Source organism: Citrobacter sp. Cb004 (assembly GCF_030337065.1).
Taxonomy (GTDB): Bacteria; Pseudomonadota; Gammaproteobacteria; order Enterobacterales; family Enterobacteriaceae; genus Citrobacter; species Citrobacter braakii.
This window is the reverse complement of record NZ_JAOWCH010000015.1, coordinates 1-318: the sequence shown is the minus strand read 5'-3', so window position 1 is coordinate 318 and position 318 is coordinate 1. Positions and strand designations below refer to the sequence as shown.

Here is a 318-nt window from a genome sequence, read left to right as displayed (position 1 = left end):
GCATCCAGGTCACAGCGCATCCGGGTCCATCCCTTATAGCCCACCACCTCTGGTTCTTTGTCGGGCAGGTTTTGATAATTCGATTTTTCTGACTCAACAAGATTATTCAGTCCTTTTTTCATAAAAATAACCGTACCCCACGCATACCCTGGAGATTCAGGTCTGATGTGGGCATCCACATACTCGCCATTGGATTTATGCTTGCCTGGCCTGTAGAGATAATACGTGTCATCAAAGAATTTATAATCTATACCCGGCCCGCCGGGTTTTAGACGCGGATCGTCAAAAGGGTATGAACTCATATACAAATGATTCTGC

1 pseudogene is annotated in these 318 nt (G+C 45.6%); it reads right to left on the bottom strand.

Annotated elements, in window-relative coordinates:
- A pseudogene (locus OGV65_RS00090) lies at positions 1–318 on the bottom strand (T6SS immunity protein Tli3 family protein); the annotation flags it as partial.